Annotated in this window: 12 protein-coding genes; 8 read left to right on the forward strand and 4 right to left on the reverse strand. The window is 55.4% G+C overall.

Going from position 1 to position 13,434, the window contains the following annotated elements; all coding sequences use genetic code 11:
• Nucleotides 1-13: 13 nt before the first annotated feature.
• Nucleotides 14-2,089, forward strand: a complete 2,076-nt coding sequence (glgX, locus tag AB6731_RS04775) for a glycogen debranching protein GlgX (RefSeq protein WP_049022553.1) — start codon at nt 14-16, stop codon at nt 2,087-2,089.
• Here the strand turns inward: glgX and AB6731_RS04780 are convergent, their stop codons facing one another.
• Nucleotides 2,090-2,638 carry a winged helix DNA-binding protein gene (locus AB6731_RS04780; protein WP_014170092.1) on the reverse strand — a complete coding sequence of 183 codons (549 nt, stop codon included), beginning with the start codon at nt 2,636-2,638 and terminating at the stop codon, nt 2,090-2,092.
• Between the two features lie 244 nt (nt 2,639-2,882).
• Here AB6731_RS04780 and AB6731_RS04785 point away from each other — a divergent pair, with 244 nt between their 5' ends.
• Genes AB6731_RS04785 through AB6731_RS04795 form a run of 3 tightly spaced genes read left to right on the forward strand, consistent with a single transcriptional unit; the run spans nt 2,883 to nt 5,610 of the window.
• A complete protein-coding gene (locus tag AB6731_RS04785) occupies nt 2,883-3,605 on the forward strand; it encodes a DUF969 domain-containing protein (protein ID WP_014170091.1) in 723 nt (240 codons plus the stop codon).
• Nucleotides 3,602-4,588, forward strand: coding sequence for a DUF979 domain-containing protein (locus AB6731_RS04790; RefSeq protein ID WP_014170090.1), 987 nt, complete (start codon nt 3,602-3,604; stop codon nt 4,586-4,588). The genes AB6731_RS04785 and AB6731_RS04790 overlap by 4 nt, the downstream gene beginning before the upstream one ends.
• A gap of 26 nt (nt 4,589-4,614) precedes the next feature.
• Entirely contained in the window at nt 4,615-5,610 is a 996-nt protein-coding gene (locus tag AB6731_RS04795) for a DUF2891 domain-containing protein (RefSeq protein WP_371005954.1), read from the forward strand.
• Between the two features lie 35 nt (nt 5,611-5,645).
• On the opposite strand, the gene AB6731_RS04800 is transcribed toward AB6731_RS04795, so the two are convergent.
• Nucleotides 5,646-7,055 (reverse strand): MFS transporter, encoded by a 1,410-nt coding sequence (locus tag AB6731_RS04800; protein ID WP_371005955.1) that lies wholly within the window; start codon nt 7,053-7,055, stop codon nt 5,646-5,648.
• A gap of 116 nt (nt 7,056-7,171) precedes the next feature.
• Here AB6731_RS04800 and AB6731_RS04805 point away from each other — a divergent pair, with 116 nt between their 5' ends.
• Nucleotides 7,172-8,095 carry a LysR family transcriptional regulator gene (locus AB6731_RS04805; RefSeq protein WP_371005956.1) on the forward strand — a complete coding sequence of 308 codons (924 nt, stop codon included), beginning with the start codon at nt 7,172-7,174 and terminating at the stop codon, nt 8,093-8,095.
• Here the strand turns inward: AB6731_RS04805 and AB6731_RS04810 are convergent.
• Both AB6731_RS04810 and silR read right to left on the reverse strand, forming a co-directional pair.
• A complete protein-coding gene (locus AB6731_RS04810) occupies nt 8,082-9,542 on the reverse strand; it encodes a Cu(+)/Ag(+) sensor histidine kinase (protein WP_371005957.1) in 1,461 nt (486 codons plus the stop codon). The genes AB6731_RS04805 and AB6731_RS04810 overlap by 14 nt on opposite strands.
• Nucleotides 9,532-10,215: a copper/silver response regulator transcription factor SilR gene (gene silR / locus AB6731_RS04815; RefSeq protein ID WP_032670366.1), complete on the reverse strand. Its 684-nt coding sequence runs from the start codon at nt 10,213-10,215 to the stop codon at nt 9,532-9,534. Before silR ends, AB6731_RS04810 begins: the two co-directional genes overlap by 11 nt.
• A 190-nt stretch (nt 10,216-10,405) precedes the next feature.
• Here silR and AB6731_RS04820 point away from each other — a divergent pair, with 190 nt between their 5' ends.
• Genes AB6731_RS04820 through AB6731_RS04830 form a run of 3 tightly spaced genes read left to right on the forward strand, consistent with a single transcriptional unit; the run spans nt 10,406 to nt 13,428 of the window.
• A complete protein-coding gene (locus AB6731_RS04820; protein WP_371005958.1) occupies nt 10,406-11,791 on the forward strand; it encodes an efflux transporter outer membrane subunit in 1,386 nt (461 codons plus the stop codon).
• A gap of 33 nt (nt 11,792-11,824) precedes the next feature.
• Nucleotides 11,825-12,166: a cation efflux system protein CusF gene (cusF, locus tag AB6731_RS04825; RefSeq protein ID WP_044867030.1), complete on the forward strand. Its 342-nt coding sequence runs from the start codon at nt 11,825-11,827 to the stop codon at nt 12,164-12,166.
• An 11-nt stretch (nt 12,167-12,177) separates the two neighbouring features.
• Nucleotides 12,178-13,428, forward strand: a complete 1,251-nt coding sequence (locus AB6731_RS04830; protein WP_371005959.1) for an efflux RND transporter periplasmic adaptor subunit — start codon at nt 12,178-12,180, stop codon at nt 13,426-13,428.
• Nucleotides 13,429-13,434 lie beyond the last annotated feature (6 nt).

Below are 13,434 nucleotides of genomic sequence, written 5' to 3' on the forward strand. Positions count from 1 at the left end.
TGGAGAACAAAAAATGCCAAAGGATAATACGTTTGAAATTCGGGCCGGTCATGGCCAGCAGCAAGGCGCAAATTATGACGGGAAGGGGGTCAACTTTGCGCTGTTTTCAGCACATGCGGAGCGGGTTGAGCTCTGTCTGTTTGACCCTTCAGGAAAAACCGAAATCGCCCGGCTGGAGCTGCCGGAATATACCCATGAAGTGTGGCACGGCTATGTGCCGGATCTGAAGCCTGGCGCGCTGTACGGCTATCGTGTTTACGGCCCCTATGACCCGGAAAACGGGCATCGCTTCAACCCCAATAAACTGCTTATCGATCCGTATGCCCGTGAACTGGTGGGCGATATCGACTGGAACGACGCCCATTTCGGCTATGAGCTGGGTCATGACGATCTCGACCTCAGTTTTGATACCCGCGACAGCGCGCCGTTCACGCCAAAATGCAAGGTCATCGACCCCAATGCTTTTGACTGGCAGGATGATAACCGGCCAACCATTCCGTGGCCGAATACCGTTGTGTATGAGAGCCACGTGAAGGGCTTTACCCAGCTTAACCCGGCGATCCCGCCTGAACTGCGCGGTACGTTTGAAGGGATGGGACACAAAGCCTCGGTCGATTACATCAAAAGCCTTGGCATCACCTCGGTTGAACTGCTTCCGGTTCACTGGTTCCCGGACGATCAACACCTGCTCGACAGGGGGCTGAAAAACTTCTGGGGCTACAACACGCTCGGCTTCTTTGCACCGGCGTCACGCTATTACGGTCCGGCGGGGATCCAGGGTTTTCGCGATATGGTGCGCGCCTATCATGACGCAGGCATCGAGGTGATCCTCGATGTTGTCTATAACCACACGGCAGAAGGCAATGAGCTCGGCCCAACGCTGTCGTTTAAGGGCATCGATAACTTCAGCTATTACCGCACCTTACCCGATCAACACCGGTATTACATTAACGACACCGGCACGGGGAATACGGTGAATACCTCCCACCCGAGAGTGCTGCAGATGGTGATGGATTCACTGCGCTACTGGGCCGAATCGATGCATATTGACGGTTTCCGTTTCGACCTCGGGACAATTCTGGGCCGTGAGCCCGAAGGCTTTGATCCGCGCGGTGGCTTTTTCGATGCCGTCACGCAGGATCCGGTGTTATCCCGTCTGAAGCTGATTGGTGAGCCCTGGGATATCGGCCCCGGCGGTTATCAGGTCGGCGGCTTCCCGCCAGGTTGGGGGGAGTGGAACGACAAATACCGCGATACCGTACGTGAGTACTGGAAGGGCGATAACGTGTCTAACGACTTCGCCGCGCGCCTGCTCGGTTCCGGTGACTTGTACGACCTGCGCGGACGCCGTCCGTGGGCCAGCATCAACTTTATTACCGCCCACGACGGCTTTACGTTGAACGACCTGGTGTCTTACAACGAAAAGCATAATGCCGACAATGGTGAAGACAATAACGACGGGCATAACGATAACCGGTCGTATAACTACGGAGAGGAAGGGCCGACAGAGAATCCGGATATTATCGCTACCCGGGAGCGGCAGAAGCGTAATTTCCTCACCACGCTGTTGTTCTCTCACGGCACGCCAATGCTGCTGGCCGGGGACGAGTTTGGCCGAACGCAAAAGGGCAACAATAACGGGTATTGCCAGGACAGCGAGATCTCCTGGATCGACTGGAAGGGGTTATCGGAAAACGACACCGCCCTGCGCGACTTTACCCGCCATCTGATTGCCCTTCGCGCGAAACAGCCGTTGCTGCGGCGAGAAAGCTGGCGCGACGGACTTGAGATCCGCTGGTTTAACGCCGGCGGCGGCCCGCAGCAGGATGAGCAGTGGGATGAAGGTTCAACCCTCGGCGTATCCATCAGCAGACCGGACCTCAGACAGGAGCCGGGCCTCTGGCACGATGTGCTGATGCTGTTTAACCCGTTTGAAGGCACCGTGCCGTTCCAGATCCCCCAGTTTGGCGAAGGAGGCTGGGTACTGGAACTCTCCACGGCGGATGACGTTGTCCCCGGGACGGTCATCACCAAAGCCGTGGAATACAATCTGGCCGGACGAAGTATTTCGCTTTTCAGACGCCCTTAACTACAGTGATGCCGCCGCCCGCGCGGCGGTGTCATACAGGGAAGATATGGTCCGGAGCAGCTGCGCGGTGTCACCTATAGACGCTCCGGAAATCCCGCTCTCCGCATGGATATTGATCAGGCACGCTTCCCGCACGTCGCGGTATTTCATGCATAGCGCTTTCCCTTCCTCCGTCGTTGAGAAATAGAGCTCTTTTCCGGCTTTTTCACTCGTCACGTAGCCCGCCTTGACCAGCTTCTTCAGTGCATACGTCACCACATGGGTATCTTCCACGTTCAGAACAAAGCAGATGTCGGCCAGCTTTTTCTTGCGATCCCGGTGGTTCACGTGATGCAGAAGCGAGACATCAAAAGCCCCCATATCTGGCTCACCGGCGGCGGTCATGCAGCGCACCATCCATTTGTTAAACGCGTTGCTGGTCATGATCAACGCGTACTCCAGCTCTGATAATTCCGCGCAACGTTCCGATACCAGATGGCGAGAGGACACGATTCGGCCATCGGTTATATCGTCGTGATTTGATGATCCAGCACTCTTCTTTGCAGTCATAACGTTCCTTACGGGGGGTGACGTTGGCCCGGAAATGTAAACTCATCGATAAAATAAGAACATTTTATTGATAAATTGTTTACATGTTTTTGTGGTTCAGATATAGCTTTTTAGTGCAGGTTCTGCAGAGCCTGACGCAAAACACAACATCGCGCGCCGCACTGCATCCCGCTTCGCCATGATGCGAAGTATTAAAAAAATAGCCGCCGGCGCGCAACGCTCACTTTGGATAGGGTAAACGTTTATGGACGGTTCGACACTGTTGCCGCTCATCGGTATACCGGTGGTGGTTATTGGTTTTGCTCTGCGTTTCAACCCGCTACTGGTGGTTGTGGTGGCGGGGCTGGCTACCGGACTGCTGGTTGGCATGGATTTTGGGATGTTGCTGGAGACCTTTGGCGAGAAGTTCGTCAACAGTCGTTCCCTTGCAACCTTTATTCTGATCCTGCCGGTTATTGGCCTGCTGGAATATTACGGGTTGAAAGAGCGGGCGCAGGCGTGGGTGGCAAAGATTGCCAGCGCCACCTCGGCACGTATTCTGATGCTCTATTTTGTGGCGCGTGAAGGGACGGCCGCGCTGGGATTGATGTCGCTGGGTGGGCATGCTCAGACCGTTCGTCCGCTGTTAGCACCAATGGCCGAAGGCGCAGCGCTCAATGAGTATGGCGAACTGCCGCAACATATCCGGGACAAGATCAAAGCGCATGCCGCGGCGTGCGATAACATCGCAGTTTTCTTTGGCGAAGATATTTTTATCGCGTTTGGCGCGGTGCTGCTGATCGACGCTTTCCTGAAAGAGAATGGGATACAGGGCATTGAACCGTTGCATATCGGTCTGTGGGCCATTCCGACCGCCATCGCGGCATTGATTATTCATATGACGCGCCTGTTGCGTCTGGATGCCAGCATCCGTCGTGACGTTATGTCCTGGCGCGCTGAGCAGGGTACTCAGGAGATCGCGCCATGATGACCCTGATCACCATTAACCGCGTGTATTACCTGATCGGCTTTGTCGTGATGCTGCTGGTCGTGATGACCCTGCGCGATCGCGCGAATCCTAAACGTTTTACTACCGCGCTGTTCTGGTTCCTGTTCGGCGGGATCTTCCTGTTTGGCGACCTGATGGTGCAGGAGCTGGGCAAATCCCTTGCTTATCGAATTATCGGCGGCTGCGTCATTGTGATTGCTCTGCTGGCGGGCTTTGGTCTGGTCGGCAAAGGGCACTATAAAATGGCTACCGATGCCGAGCGCGAAGCCTCGTCAACGCGGCTGAAAAACTGGCTGTTCCTGCCTGCGCTGATGATCCCGGTGGTTACGGTGATCGGGACATTATTCCTGAAAGGGGTGTCGATAGGGGGCGTATTCCTTCTTGACCAGAAACAGCTCACGCTGGCGGCACTGTGCGTCGCCTGTGTGGCGGCGATCCTGACCGGCTGGTGGCTGACCAAAGGCACGCCATTGCAGGCTATTCGCCAGTCCCGACGCCTGGTCGACACCATTGGCTGGGCGGTGATTTTGCCACAGATGCTGGCCATGCTGGGCGGGGTATTTGTGGTGGCGAACACCGGCGAGTCAGTCCAGAAGGTCGTAAGCCTGTTTGTGAACCCCGATAGCCGGTTCATGCTGGTGGTGATTTACTGCGTGGGCATGGCGCTTTTCACCATGATCATGGGCAACGCCTTCGCGGCATTCCCGGTGCTCAGCGCCGGTATCGCCTTGCCGTTCCTGATTAACGTTCACCATGGTAACCCGGCACCGCTGCTGGCGATTGGCATGTACGCGGGCTATTGCGGCACGCTGATGACGCCGATGGCGGCCAACTTTAATATCGTTCCGGCCGCGCTGCTGGAGCTTAAAGATAAGTACCAGGTGATCAAGATCCAGATCCCAACGGCGTTAACCCTGCTGGTGGTCAACGTGTTCTTAATGTATTTCCTCGTTTTTCGCTAAGCGCGGCAACGATCTAAGGAGCTGATATGGAATTAACGCAACACCAGGCCGACGCGTTTGCCCGCATGCCTTTGACCTATTTACGCCAGGAATATCCGAACCACATTATGCACCTGCTTAATGATGACGGTGATGTCCTGCCACCCCGCGAACTGCACCCCATTTTTTATGGCTGCTTCGACTGGCACTCGGCGGTGCACGGCTACTGGCTGCTGCTGCGCTGCGTGCGGCTTTACCCTGAACTGTCGTGCCGGGATGAAATTGTCGCCCTGTTTGATGAACACATCACGCAGGAGAAGGTGGCGAAAGAGCTGGCCTATTTCAAGGCACCGTTTCGCGCCTCGTTCGAGCGCCCTTATGGCTACGGCTGGCTTCTGGCGCTGACGCAGGAGCTGAAGCAATCCGCGTTACCTCAGGCCGCCAGCTGGTATCAGACACTGCAGCCGTTAACGCAGGACATTCGCGACAGGCTGGTGGATTACCTCAGCAAGCTCACCTATCCGATCCGTGTCGGTACGCATTACAACACCGCTTTTGCCCTGGCGCTGGGGATTGATTACGCCCGGGCAGTGCAGGATAACGCCCTTGAACAGGCTATTCTGACGGCGGCGACGCGCTTTTATCTGGCTGACACGCATTACCCGGCCCACTATGAACCGGGTGGTGATGAGTATATTTCCGGCGCGCTGACGGAAGCGCTGTTGATGAGTAAGGTGGCGGAGCATTTCCCGACGTGGTTTGACGCCTTTCTTCCTGATGTGGGGTCTGTTTCGGCCCTGATGCACCCGGCAGAAGTGAGCGATCGTACCGACCCGAAAATTGCCCATCTGGATGGGTTAAACCTCAGCCGCGCCTGGTGCATGAAGCATATTGCCCGCGCGTTGCCCGATAACCATCCGGGACAACAGGCGCTGCGCGAGGCAGTCAACCGACATCTGGCGGCAAGCGTCGAGCATGTGGTGGGAAGCCACTACAGCGGCGGACACTGGCTGGCGAGTTTTGCGCTGCTGGCGCTGGAGTAAATCACAGGTGCAGCGCGTAGTGCGCTGCACCGTGTTTATGCCGTAGCCTGACGCGTGGCGCGCAGCCGGCTCACGCTAAACACGACAGAAACCGCTGAAGCAATGACCGCAATCCACAGTGAATAATGAACGGCCCGATCGTCAAAAGCCGGCTGATTCTGCGTTGTGGCCAGCAGAACGCCGACCACGGCAGCCCCCAGGCATTGTCCAAACGTCCGCACGATAGCCAGTACGCCGGATGCGTAGCTGGCATACTCCCGCACCACGTTAGAGAGCATTTCCCGGTTATTGGGACTCTGGAAACAGCCAAAACCGATCCCGCACACCAGGCTTCTCAGGCAGATATTCCATGCGGAAGGGCTGGCGGGCAGTGTCGCGAGCAGGATCAACCCCACCACAAACACGAATAGCCCGAGGGTAGATATCAGCGGGGCTGAAATTGTGTCTGCCCAGCGGCCCGCATGCGGCGCAATCAGTACGATGCCTATCGGCCAGGGCGTGAACAGCAGCGCGGAGACCACCGGACTGTAGCCGTACACGCTCTGAAACAGGAACGGCAGGGCGATAAAGGTGATGCCCTGGCTCACAAACGAGGCCAGCGACGTGAGCGCGGCGAGCGTAAAGCGTCCGTTGTGGAAAATAACGGGAGGCAGTATGGGGCTTCGGGTGCGGCGAATATGCCAGACAAAGGTGATGGCGCTAATCGTGGCCAGCATCGCCCAGCTGATAGCCTCGTGGCTGATGTGGTGCGAAGCATGCTGGAAACTGTTGGCCGCCATGATCATTGCCCCCAACAGGACCGCGGAGAGCAGTGCCCCCGGGGCATCGAACGGAGAAGGATCTGAAGCCGGCTGTCGTGGAAAGGCCTTCCAGGCCAACAGCAGGGCAATCGTTCCGGGAACAAGGTTAATGGCGAATAACCACTGCCAGCGCAGTACGTCCAGGATCGTCCCGCCCAGTACGGGTGCAATGGCCGTGCTGGAGGCGATCAGCAGGGCGTGCAGTCCCAGAATGCGGCCAAGCAGTCGACCGGGGAAGACGGCGCGCAGTATCGCTGGGGCAATACTCAGTGTGGCCGCCCCGCCAATCCCCTGCAAAATCCGCATCCCGATCAGCATGTCCGGGGTGCGGGCCAGCGCGCAGCCGAGCGAGGTGAGTGTAAAGACGGCAAGTCCGGTCAGAAACACCGGGCGGTAGCCAACCCGGGCCGCCAGGGCAGCGAAGATGGCCAGAGTCATGGCCGCGGACAACAGATACCCATTGGCGAACCAGACGGCCACATTCGCGGGCACCTGCATCGCGCTTGCCATCGAAGGCAAGGCGATGTTGATCATGGTGCCATCAAAAACGCCCATCAGCGTGGTGGTCATTACCGCGGCCATCACCCGGGCGCGTTCATGGCCGGGCAATCCTTCGTCGCCGGGCTGGTTTGAAAATAGCGTCATCGTCGTAACTCCGGAAAGAATGTTGATGACGAAACTATAATCATGGGATATACAAGGCGGAAGACGCAGCAGTTGCACTGTTCAGTTGCATACAACGCCTTATCTGAGGATGCATCATGTCCGATCCGGATTTTAATTTGCTTGTCGCCCTCGACGTCCTGCTGGCCGAAGCCAGCGTGGCGGGCGCGGCGCGGCGTTTAAACCTGAGTACGTCAGCCATGAGCCGTACCCTGAGCCGGCTGCGAGAGGTGACCGGCGACCCGATCCTGGTGCGGGCAGGGCGTAATATGGTGCTGACGCCCTGGGCCGAGGCCACCCGGGAGCGAGCCAGAGGGGCCGTGTATGAGGCAAGAGCCGTATTGCAGCCCTCCACTGAAACGCTGAAGGTGGAAAACCTCGAGCGGCTGTTCACCATCAGAGCCAATGATGGTTTTGTGGTCGCATTTGGCCCATTGCTGATTGCCGCCGTGGCCGAAGCTGCGCCCGATGTGTGTATTCGGTTCTCGCCGAAGCCCGAGAAAACGTCACGCTATCTGCGGGAAGGGCTGGTTGACCTGGAAATTGGCGTGCAGAGCAACATGGGACCTGAAATACGCCTGCAGCGATTATTTCAGGATCGGTTCATTGCCGCGGTGCGTAAGGGACATCCGCTGGCGGCACACCCCACGGTCAGCCTTCACGATTATGTTTCCTGGGGCCACGTGGTTGCCGCGCCCGACGGGTCGCTACACGGCTTTGTCGACGATGCGCTGGCAGAAGTGGGGATGAAGCGCAAAATTGCCAGCGTCGTGCCCGGTTTCCCGACGGCGTTATCCGTGGCGCTGGCGTCCGATCTGATCGCCATGGTTCCGGCATTGTATCTGCTGAACCAGCCGATGGCGCAGAGTGTGCATGTCTTTGAACTGCCGTTTAAAACCCAAACCATTACGGTATCGCAGATGTGGCACCCGCGAATGGAAAGGGATCCGGGGCACCGCTGGCTGAGAGAGAAAGTGCTGGACGTGTGTCGGGCTGTGCAGCAACCACTCAGTACTGGGTAACCCGCTTAGGCACGGACAAGATAAAGCGCGTCGACTGAGTATCCGATTCGACGCGGACTTTGCCATGATGCGCGGTGACAATTGACTTCACAATGGCAAGACCAATCCCGCTGCCTTCGCCTTTTCGCTGCCTGGAAGGATCCACCCGGTAAAAACGGTCAAACAGCCTGGGTAGATGTTCTTGCGGGACAGGTTTCCCGGGGTTGGCAATCATCAGCTCAAAATCGTTTTCCCGTTCGTCGATTGAGACGGTCACCGTCTTGCCTTCCGGCGTATAGCGCAGGGCATTGGATAACAGGTTGTTGATTGCGCGTCTGAACATCTGCGGATCGCCTTCGATCAGGCAGGGCATCCCGTGAAACGTCAGCGTGATATGACGTTCTTCCGCCCAGGCCTCGAAGAAATCAAAGACTTTAATGACCTCCGCGCTTAAATCAAACATCACCCTGTCCGGGATCAGCTGATTATTATCCGCCTGCGCCAGGAAAAGCATATCGCTGACCATCCGGGTCATCCGGTTATACTCTTCAAGGCTGGAGTAGAGGATATCTTCCAGCTCTTTCGGCGTCCGGTTCTGGCTGAGTGCGATTTCAGTCTGGGTCACCAGATTGGTGATGGGGGTTCTGATTTCGTGGGCGATATCGGCAGAAAAATTCGCCTGGCGGGTGAACACATCTTCAATCTTTTCAATCATATGGTTGAACGAAATCACCAGTTGCTCCAGTTCAACCGGAACGCGCGACGGTTCCAGCCTCGCATCGAGATTTTCAGAGGTGATATTTTTAATGGCATTGCTGACGTTACGCAGCGGCAGGTGTCCCTGACGGACCGCGATTCGAATGATAAGAATAATCAGCAGGCTGATCACCACGGCAATCGCAATCAGGTTCTTTTTCAGCGCATCGAGGTAATGGAGATGGAAATTAATTGAAAGCCCGATCAGCATAACGTAATTCTGCGCTTTTCCCTGCAGCGTTGCCGTGCCTGACGAGGCGATAATCCGGTACGTGTCACTTTTCATCTCAGCGCCGGAATGACTTTGCCGGGTGGAGTCATCCACCGTCCAGAGAAACACATCCCGTGCCCGGCTGTGCGTGCTGAACGCCGCCGTGTTCACGGCAGGGCGTAACGCTGCCCCCTGCGCCGTACTGAACAACACCTCCCCACGCGCGTCGAGAAGCAGAACCGCAACGTTACGATAGCTGGCAATTGACTCTTTGATTTTACTGATTTTCTTCTCGTCCGGATCTGCCGGGGACTGCAGGATACGGTGCATCGCGGTACTGATTTGCTGCAGATCGTTGATATCCTGCTCGGCGAAATGCTTTTCAACGGAGTGCAGCATAAACCAGGTGAAGGCGAAAAATGCCAATATCGTGGAGAGGCTGATAAAAAACGTTAGCCTGAGGGCTAATGAAAAAGGGCGTCTGGGTAGTTTAACGCGCATCCGGTGCCTCCAGCATGTACCCCACGCCGCGGACCGTCTGGATCAGCTTCGGCTCATAATCATTGTCTATTTTCGCGCGAAGCCGTTTGACGGCGACATCAATCGCGTTGGTGTCGCTGTCAAAATTCATGTCCCAGACCTGGGATGCAATCAGGGAGCGGGGCAGCACTTCCCCCTGGTGTCGCATAAAAAACTCCAGCAGGCTGAACTCTTTGCTGGTCAGCAGGATGCGGTTGCCCGCGCGGCTCACCTTTCTGGACACGAGATCAATCATCAGATCAGCCACCTGAAACTGGCTTTCCGTGATCACCGTATTGCCCCGTCGCAGAAGCGTCCTGACGCGGGCGAGAAGCTCCGCAAAGGCAAAGGGTTTGATCAGGTAATCATCCGCGCCCAGTTCAAGACCCTTCACCCGGTGTTCAATAGTGCCAAGGGCTGAGAGTAACAGAACCGGCATTCCCTTCCCGGCAGAACGTAGCATGCGGATGATATCCCAGCCGTTCACGTCGGGAAGCATGATATCCAGAATCAGGAGGTCATACTCGGCGGTCATGGCGAGATGATATCCGGTCAGGCCATTGTCAGCGTGGTCCACCACAAACCCCGCCTCAGTCAGCCCCTTGCTGAGGTACTCCCCGGTTTTTATCTCGTCTTCAACGATCAGTATTTTCATCTTGCTCCCCTGACTGGCTGCTCTGGACATTCTAGAGAGCCTCAAACCGTTATCAATGACTTACGTTAAGAATGACAACATTGTCATTATCCTGTCACCAGGCAAACAGGAAGCACGCTGTAGAGTAACCCTGGTAATACCCTGGACTTCATTTGAAACATTTACCAGGTCTGCCTGGACGAGAAGCGTGATGTGCACATTAAAACGACTTAGCATTAGCACAATATTTTTCCTGGCAGGCTGCGTCTCGCTGGCACCAGAATATGCGCGTCCGCCAGCACCGGTTCCGCAGCAGTTCTCGTTATCCCGAAATAGCCTCACGCCGGTGGTGGCGGGGTATCACGACAGCGGATGGCGTAGCTTTTTTACCGATCCTCAGGTCGCAGCACTGATCGCCGAAGCCCTGAATAACAACCGTGATTTAAAAATGGCCGCCCTTAAGGTTGAAGAAGCGCGCGCGCAGTTCAACGTGACGGATGCCGACCGGTATCCGCAGCTGAATGCCTCGTCAGGTGTGACCTACAGCGGTGGGCTGAAAACGGACAAGCCGACCACACAGCAGTACGACGCAGGGTTGAACCTCAGTTACGAACTCGATTTCTTCGGCAAACTCAGGAATATGAGTAATGCTGACAGACAGAACTATTTTGCCAGCGAGGAGGCTCGCCGTGCCGTGCATATCCTGCTCGTCTCCAGCGTGTCGCAGAGCTATTTCAGCCAGCAGCTGGCCTACAAACAACGTCGTATTGCCCGCGATACGCTAAAAAACTATCAACAATCCTGGGCTTTTGTTGAACAACAGCTGGTAACGGGCAGCACCAACGTTCTGGCACTTGAACAGGCCCGGGGGCAGATTGAAAGTACCCGTGCAGAAATAGCGAAAAGAGAAGGCGAGCTGGCTCAGGCCAATAATGCCCTGCAGCAGGTTCTGGGAACCTATCGCGCGCTGCCGGCAGAGAAAGGAGGCAGCGTCGATGAGATTTCACCCGTCAAACTGCCGCCTCGTCTGCCGTCAGAAATATTGCTTCAGCGCCCGGACATTATGGAAGCGGAGTATCAACTGAAAGCGGCTGATGCCAATATTGGCGCGGCGCGCGCCGCCTTTTTCCCGTCCATTACGCTAACCAGCGGGCTTTCAGCAAGCAGTACGGAATTATCCAGCCTCTTCACCGCAGGAAGCGGGATGTGGAATTTTATTCCGAAAATTGACATTCCTGTTTTTAATGCTGGAAGGAATAAAGCCAATCTCAAACTGGCTGAAATTCGCCAGCAGCAGTCAATCGTTAATTACGAACAAAAAATTCAGGCGGCTTTTAAACAGGTCGCCGACGCGCTCGCATTGCGGGACAGCATCAGTCAGCAACTCGACGCCCAGCAACGTTATCTTGATTCGCTACACATCACCCTGCAGCGAGCCAGAGGTTTATATTCCAGTGGCGCGGTCAGTTACATTGAAGTGCTTGATGCCGAACGTTCTCTTTTTGCAACACAACAAACCATTCTCGACCTTATCTATTCCCGACAGGTGAATGAAATTAACTTATTCACCGCGCTGGGCGGCGGTTGGGTTGAGTAATTTCTTTTAATTACTCCATCAGGAAATCAAAAAATGAACAGTTTATTTAACGCGGTCGTACTGGGCGCACTCTCCGTTATATTTTCTGCAGGCCTGCATGCTGAAACACATCAGCACGGGGAGATGAGCACAGCAGCACAAGCCACGCCAGAGCAGGTCATCGCGGGAACCGGCGTGGTGAAAGCGGTTGATCTGAGCACTAAAAAAATCACTATCGCGCATGATGATATTCCAGCGATTGGTTGGCCCGCCATGACCATGCGTTTCACCTTTGTCCAGGCAGACGAAACTATTCTCGCCTTAAAAGCCGGCAGCCACGTTAATTTTACGTTTGTTCAGCAGGGCAATATCTCTTTACTCAAGAGCATTAAATAGCGAGAAAAAGCATGGCCTCTTTAAGAATAAAGTTTGCTGCCGTCATCCTCGGCAGCCTTATTGCAGGAGGGCTGATTTCAGTTATCGCCTGGCAGTCGGTGCATCCCGCAGAAAAAACAGAACAGACCACGACGGAGAGAAAAGTTCTTTTCTGGTATGACCCGATGAAGCCGGATACCCGGTTTGATAAACCCGGCAAGTCTCCGTTTATGGATATGGATCTGGTGCCGAAATATGCCGATGAAAATGACGAAAAAAGGAGTGAGGGTATTCGTATTGACCCGACGCAGGTTCAGAACCTGGGACTCAAAACGCAGAAAGTGACGCGGGGAGCGCTGAATTACGCCCAGACCATACCGGCCAACGTCAGTTATAACGAATATCAGTTTGTCATTGTGCAGGCGCGTTCTGAGGGTTTCGTTGAGAGAGTGTACCCACTGACCGTGGGCGATCATGTTAAAAAAGGGACGCCGCTTATCGATATCACCATTCCGGAATGGGTAGAAGCGCAAAGCGAGTTCCTGTTGTTATCGGGTACCGGCGGAACCCCTACCCAGATAAAAGGTGTTCTGGAGCGACTACGTCTTGCCGGCATGCCGGAAGAGGATGTTCAACGACTGCGTGCGACCCGGAGTATCCAGACCCGTTTTACTATCAAGGCCCCCATAGATGGCGTGATTACGGCGTTTAACCTGCGCACGGGCATGAACATTACCAAAGATAACGTGGTGGCACAGATACAGGGGATGGATCCGGTCTGGATCAGTGCGGCCGTGCCGGAATCCATTGCGTATCTTCTCAAAGACAGCTCGCAGTTTGAAATTTCAGTGCCCGCGTATCCGGATAAATCATTTGCCGTTGAAAAATGGAACATTCTCCCCAGCGTGGATCAAACTACCCGCACGCTGCAGGTCCGTTTGCAGGTCTCCAACCAAGACGAAAGCCTGAAACCCGGCATGAACGCCTACCTGAAACTGAACGCCAGGAGCCAGGAGATGCTGCTGATCCCATCCCAGGCCGTGATTGATACGGGCAAAGAACAGCGGGTGATTGTGGTCGATGCGGAAGGGCGTTTTGTGCCGAAAAGCATTCATGTTCTGCATGAATCTCAGCAGCAGTCCGCGATTGGCAGCGGACTGAGCGAAGGCGATTCTGTCGTGGTCAGCGGTCTGTTCCTGATTGACTCCGAAGCCAATATTAGCGGTGCGCTGGAGCGCATGCGTCATTCTGAAAAAACTGACGACGCGCATTCGGGCCATTAAGGAGAC

It is taken from the genome of Enterobacter sp. RCC_40 (genome assembly GCF_041360735.1).
Classification (GTDB): domain Bacteria; phylum Pseudomonadota; class Gammaproteobacteria; order Enterobacterales; family Enterobacteriaceae; genus Enterobacter; species Enterobacter ludwigii.

What these genes read in the sequence shown, in the direction of transcription:
- AB6731_RS04820 (WP_371005958.1), top strand. Translation starts at nt 10,406, where the DNA reads ATGTGCACATTAAAACGACTTAGCATTAGCACAATATTTTTCCTGGCA.
- AB6731_RS04800 (WP_371005955.1), bottom strand. Translation starts at nt 7,055, where the DNA reads ATGACGCTATTTTCAAACCAGCCCGGCGACGAAGGATTGCCCGGCCAT.
- AB6731_RS04795 (WP_371005954.1), top strand. Translation starts at nt 4,615, where the DNA reads ATGGAATTAACGCAACACCAGGCCGACGCGTTTGCCCGCATGCCTTTG.
- AB6731_RS04780 (WP_014170092.1), bottom strand. Translation starts at nt 2,638, where the DNA reads ATGACTGCAAAGAAGAGTGCTGGATCATCAAATCACGACGATATAACC.
- AB6731_RS04830 (WP_371005959.1), top strand. Translation starts at nt 12,178, where the DNA reads ATGGCCTCTTTAAGAATAAAGTTTGCTGCCGTCATCCTCGGCAGCCTT.
- AB6731_RS04810 (WP_371005957.1), bottom strand. Translation starts at nt 9,542, where the DNA reads ATGCGCGTTAAACTACCCAGACGCCCTTTTTCATTAGCCCTCAGGCTA.
- glgX (WP_049022553.1), top strand. Translation starts at nt 14, where the DNA reads ATGCCAAAGGATAATACGTTTGAAATTCGGGCCGGTCATGGCCAGCAG.
- AB6731_RS04785 (WP_014170091.1), top strand. Translation starts at nt 2,883, where the DNA reads ATGGACGGTTCGACACTGTTGCCGCTCATCGGTATACCGGTGGTGGTT.
- AB6731_RS04790 (WP_014170090.1), top strand. Translation starts at nt 3,602, where the DNA reads ATGATGACCCTGATCACCATTAACCGCGTGTATTACCTGATCGGCTTT.
- cusF (WP_044867030.1), top strand. Translation starts at nt 11,825, where the DNA reads ATGAACAGTTTATTTAACGCGGTCGTACTGGGCGCACTCTCCGTTATA.
- silR (WP_032670366.1), bottom strand. Translation starts at nt 10,215, where the DNA reads ATGAAAATACTGATCGTTGAAGACGAGATAAAAACCGGGGAGTACCTC.
- AB6731_RS04805 (WP_371005956.1), top strand. Translation starts at nt 7,172, where the DNA reads ATGTCCGATCCGGATTTTAATTTGCTTGTCGCCCTCGACGTCCTGCTG.